The organism is Terriglobales bacterium, assembly GCA_035624475.1.
Taxonomy (GTDB): Bacteria; Acidobacteriota; Terriglobia; order Terriglobales; family Acidobacteriaceae; genus DASPRL01.
This window is the reverse complement of the sequence record DASPRL010000411.1, coordinates 1-4,955: the sequence shown is the minus strand read 5'-3', so window position 1 is coordinate 4,955 and position 4,955 is coordinate 1. Positions and strand designations below refer to the sequence as shown.

4 protein-coding genes and 1 pseudogene are annotated in these 4,955 nt (G+C 69.8%); 1 reads left to right on the top strand and 4 read right to left on the bottom strand.

Annotation, left to right across the window (positions count from 1 at the left end; all coding sequences use genetic code 11):
- Nucleotides 1-207: hypothetical protein (locus tag VEG08_15800; GenBank protein HXZ29459.1), on the top strand; the 207-nt coding region annotated here is incomplete at its 5' end.
- A 4-nt stretch (nucleotides 208-211) separates the two neighbouring features.
- Here VEG08_15800 and VEG08_15795 read toward each other — a convergent pair.
- The 4 genes and pseudogenes from VEG08_15795 to VEG08_15780 all read right to left on the bottom strand — a co-directional run.
- Entirely contained in the window at nucleotides 212-685 is a 474-nt protein-coding gene (locus VEG08_15795; protein HXZ29458.1) for a hypothetical protein, read from the bottom strand.
- A 6-nt stretch (nucleotides 686-691) separates the two neighbouring features.
- Nucleotides 692-1,285 (bottom strand): annotated as a pseudogene (locus VEG08_15790) (peroxiredoxin-like family protein).
- Between the two features lie 87 nt (nucleotides 1,286-1,372).
- A complete protein-coding gene (locus VEG08_15785; protein HXZ29457.1) occupies nucleotides 1,373-1,882 on the bottom strand; it encodes a DinB family protein in 510 nt (169 codons plus the stop codon).
- A 357-nt stretch (nucleotides 1,883-2,239) separates the two neighbouring features.
- A partial coding sequence (locus VEG08_15780; GenBank protein HXZ29456.1) for a glycoside hydrolase occupies nucleotides 2,240-4,955 on the bottom strand: 2,716 nt, incomplete at its 5' end.

Below are 4,955 nucleotides of genomic sequence, written 5' to 3'. Positions count from 1 at the left end.
CAAACCGGCTTCTCCGACACGCTCTGGTACGGCGCGGACCACTTCAGTCCCTGCCGGCACGTGCAGGGTCTGCGCGCCATCGTGCGCTACCGGCCTTCCTCCGGCGGCGACGCCGGCGAGATCGCCGCGCTGGAACTGCGCGTGGACCTGCCCGAGCCCCCAGCGCCGCCCACGACGCCGCCAGCCACGCCGCCGACAAAGCCCTGAGCCGTCAGCGGCGGTCGGGGTGGGGCTCGAAGACCGGCTCCCGGCCGAAGACGCGCCGCCAGATTCCGGCGAAGCGCTCCCGGTCGGCCTCACTCTCGAAGGTGCACTCGAGCTGGCGATGGCGGAAGGCGGTGTGCCCGAGCTGCCCGGCATACTCGAGGGCGTACTCCCACCGCACCTCCATCCCCGGCAGGCCGTGGGTGCGCCAGGAGCAGACCACAGGCAGGTCGGTGGTCTCGGGACAATCCATTTGCGTGATCTCGGCGCCCAGCGCGGGAGTGCCGCGCCAGCCCGTCTGGACCCGGCGGACGCCGTCCTCGCTCCCGCCGCCCACCACCGGCGCCGGCAGGCCGAAGGCCGCTACCTCGTGGAAGAGAGTCTCCAGGAAGCGCTGCGGGCCGGGGGCCTCGCAGAGGGCGTTCCAGTCGCCGGTGCCGGGCTCATCGGGGGCGCCGCCTGTGAGGACCAAGCGCAGCATCAGGCCTCAAGCCAGCGCAGCCAGCAGGCCGGCGGGGGAGGCGTTGTCGCCGAAGGTCTGGCTGAGGTGGGCGAAGCGGTCTACATTCCCGGGAGCGAAGACGAAGCTGCCGCCCAGCTGGAAGGGATTGGGGCCAAGCTTGTGCTGGCGATGACCGGCGGCGCGGGCGCGGTGGCGGGCGCGCGCGTTGTAGCGGCGCAAGAGGTGCAGCAGATTGGCGCTGCGCAGGCCGGCGGCGCGGTAGGCCTGCCGCTGCTCGTCGATCAGCAGCGGGAAGGTGAGGCCCGTCTCTTCGCGGAAGAGGCGGGCATAGGCGCGGTCGCCCAGGCCGATGGCGGCCAGACTGGCGCCCTTCCCGCGGATGGCGGCTTCGTGCTCGCGCAACTGCGCGACGTGCTCGCGGCAGAAGATTCAGCCGTAGTGGCGGAGGAAGACCACGACCGCGGGAGCCTCGGCCCACAGCGAGCCCAGGCGCACTTCGCGGCCGTCGCAGTCGGGCAGGACCAGGGGAGCGAGGCGGGCGCTGAGCGTCTCGGGCATGGGGAGACATTCTGGCACAGCGGCAGGCAGTGCGCCAGAAGCTGCGGGTGGTGCGCGCGAGGTCCTTCGGTCCCGCGGCGCGGGACCTCAGGATGACGCCCAGCCGGCAGCCAAGGGTCCGGCGCAGAGCCGGACCCCGGCCGTCGTCTAGAAGGTGTTCTCGTCGGCCGAAGGGCCGTAGATGGAGGGGACGGGAACGTTGTTGAGGCGCAGGTAGACGCCCATCTGGGCGCGGTGGTGGATGCTGTGGTTCATCACGAAGCTGCGCAGGACGGCGATGCGGGGCAGGGAGAAGATGGTCTTGCCGGTGGCCAGCAGCGACCAGGGCTTCATGAAAGCGGCGTCGTCGTTGGCGGCGGCCAGCGCCTTGCGCCCGGCGGCCACGTTCTTGTCGAACAGGGCCAGCACCTCCTGGCGGTTCTTCAGCGGCGTGCTCTGCATGGGCTTGCCCTCGGGAGCGATGTCGAGGGACTCCTGGGTAAGGGCGTTGACCGTCCAGCCCGGCATCTCGGCCAGGTGCTGGGCCAGGGCGCCCAGCTTCATGGACTTGGGGTGCGGGGCCCACTCCCACTTGTCGTCGGGGACGCGCTCCAGGGTCTTGCGGGTGTTGGCCATTTCGTGGTCGAACTCGGGCAGCAGGGCCTGATTGATGGGCATGACGTCTTCTCCTTTATCCGTTGATGCGGGCGAGTATATTCGCCTTTCATTCGCCTTCGTGTCAAGCCTTTTGTGACCCTTAGGATTCCGGGAATCGGGGCGGGGATTCTTTTTCGGATCGGGTCATCGGGTCATTGAAAAGCCGTGCCGTCCCTTTGGGACGCGGGTCGTATCCCCGACGGTGTCATTCTTCCGCGAGCGAAGCGAGCGGGAGAATCTGAGGAAGGTGCTCGCGCCACCGCAGTGGTGGCGCAGGCGGCGTCGTCAGATCCTCCGCTCGGCTTCGCCTCGCGAAGGATGACAGTACCAGAGCATCTCTCAGCACCCAGCCCTAGTGCCCACGCACGAGATTGCTGCTCACTCCTCCTCCGGCGCCGGCTTGGCGGGATCGAGCGGGGGCAGACCCGCGGCCTTGAGCTGGTCGTTGAGGGCGGGCACATCGGTGGAGGTGAGCACGCCCCAGGACTTCATCACCGAAGAAAACTCCCCGGCCAGGGTGGAGGCCGCCTGTACCTGGGCGGCGGTGGGCGGGGCGTCGGCCTGGCCGATGGCGCCATAGAGCGAGCCGGCGGTGCCATTGACGCGGCCGAGCGTGGGCGCGGGCGTGCCGGTAGCGGCGGCGCCGCGCGGCGCCTGCATCAGGGCAGCGAGCTTCTGATCGAGGGCGTTCAGCGAATCCGCCAGCGGGCCGCTGGCCTTGCCGGCGAGCGCCTTGATCTGCGCCCGCAGCGAGCCCGCCTGGGCCATCGCCTGGTGGCTGAGCGTCGTCATGGAGGCCAAGTCGGTCTCCAGGTGGAACTGCTGCACCAGCTCTTGCAGCGGGAGGTTGATGCGCGGGTCCATCTTCACCGTGAGCTGCTTGGTGGTGGTCACACCGTTGGCGGTGAGGCGCACGGTGTACTGCCCGGGCAGGGCGTCAGGGCCGAGCGGCTCGCGCGGCGTGTCGCCGGGCACGGCGGAGATGGGGAAGCCGCGCTCGCCCGCGGGCGCGGGATAGTGCAGGTCCCAGACCCAGCGGTGCATGCCGGGAGCGGTGGAGAGGGTGCGGGGCCAGCGGATCCAGTAGAGCGGGATGAGCTGCTTCTCCATCTCGGCGCGGGTGAACTCGGGCGGGTCGTCGCTGGAGAAGCGGCGGACGAGGTTACCCTGGGGATCGAGGACCTCGAGGGTGACGGGACCGCCGGCGGGCTGCGCCAGGAAGTAGTCGAGCACGGCGCCGTCGGGGGGATTCTGGGCGGCGGGCTCGTCGGCGGGCAGAGGCGTGTCGGTGTTGGTGGAGCGGCGGACGCGGTAGGCGGTCGCAGGCTGGAAGAGGTAGGCAGCGGTGGCGCTCACCTGGGCGCCGGCCTGGCGCAGCGGGGTGATGTCGTCGAGGATCCAGAAGCCGCGGCCGTGGGTGGCCACGATGAGGTCGTCGTCGTGGATCCAGAGGTCGCGCATGGAGCTGTGCGGCAGGTTGAGCTGGAGCGACTGCCAGTGGTCGCCGTCGTCGAAGGAGACCCAGACAGCCTTCTCGGTGCCGGCGAAGAGCAGGCCCTTGCGCACGGAGTCCTCGCGGATGGTGTCGGCGGGCGCGTCGGTGGGCAGGCCGGTGGTGATGAGCTGCCAGGTCTTGCCGCCGTCGTGGGTGCGGTAGAGGCAGGGGCGCAGGTCGTCGATGCGGAAGCGGCTGACCGAGGCGTAGGCGCTCTGGTCGTCGAAGGGAGAGGCGGCGAGCTGCGTGACCTTGCTCCAGGGCGTGAGGTCGGGCGGGGTGACGTTCGTCCAGTTCTTGCCGCCGTCGCGCGTCACCCAGATCAAGCCGTCGTCGGTGCCCGCCCAGATCGTGTTCAGGTCATGGAAGGAGGGCGCGAGGGAATAGATGGCGCCGCGCTGCTTGGCGGCGTTGGAGTCCTTGGCGGCGAGGTCGCCCAGGCTGGCGGGCACGCCGTTGACGGGGCGCGCCAGGTCGGGGCTGATGGTCTGCCAGGAGTGGCCGCCGTCCGTGGTCTTGAAGAGCACGTTGGCGGCGTAGTAGAGCGTGTGCGGGTCCACCGGCGAGAAGAGGATGGGCTGGGTGCGCTCGGCGCGGTACTGCCCGCGCACCGGGATGGGCGTGACATTCTGCACCTGCCCCGTGCTCCAGTGGAAGCGCGAGACCTCGGTGCGGCCGGCGCCGTAGACGATGTCGGGGTCGAGCGGGTCGGGGGCGGCATAGCCGTACTCGATCACGCCCACCGGGTGCCACTCGCGGAAGGTGATCTCGCCGTCGTTGCCGCGGCTGGAGATGCACACCGAGCCGCTCTCCTGCTGCCCGCTGCAGATGCGGTAGGGAAACGTGTTGGAGGCCTGCACGTGATAGAGCTGGGCGGTGGGCTGGTTGTACCAGGACTCCCAGGTGCGACCGCGGTTCACGCTCACCACCGCGCCCTGGTCGCTGACCAGCAGCAGGATGTCAGGATTGTTGGGATTGATCCAGATGTTCTGGTAGTCGTCGCCGCCGGGCGCGCCGCGCAGGCTCATCCAGGTCTTGCCGCCGTCCTCGGAGCGCACGGTGACGATGCTGGTGCTGTAGACCACGTCGGGGTTCTTCGGGTCCACGCGCGGGATGGAGAGATCGCCGCCGCCGATCTTCATGGCAGGGCGCTCGTCGCTGGTGACCTGGTACCAGTGCTCGCCGGCGTCGTCGGAGCGGTAGAAGCCCAGGCCCTTGCCCGACTGGTAGCCGCTGGGCTTGGTGGTGGAGAAGCTGGCATAGAGGCGGCTGGGCAAGCTGGGCGCGATGGCCACGTTGATCTGCACCAGGTCGGCGGGCAGGCCGTTCGTGAGCTGGCGCCAAGTTTGGCCGCCGTCGGTGGATTTGAACAGCCCGCCGCCGGGCCCGCCGTAGGAGTTGGCGTCCTCCCAGGGTCCCTGACGCGCCTGCCACAGCCCGGCGTAGAGCACTTCGGGATTGGAGGGATCCATCTCGATGTCGGAGCCGCCGGTGTTCTCGTCCTTGTAGAGGACCTTCTGCCAGCTCTGGCCGCCGTCGGTGGAGCGGAAGATGCCGCGCTCGGCATTGGGACCGTAGGGATGTCCGAGCACGGCGGCG

Bases quoted from the DNA above. Each gene is read 5' to 3' on its own strand.
- VEG08_15795 (HXZ29458.1), bottom strand. From the start codon at position 685: ATGCTGCGCTTGGTCCTCACAGGCGGCGCCCCCGATGAGCCCGGCACC.
- VEG08_15785 (HXZ29457.1), bottom strand. From the start codon at position 1,882: ATGCCCATCAATCAGGCCCTGCTGCCCGAGTTCGACCACGAAATGGCC.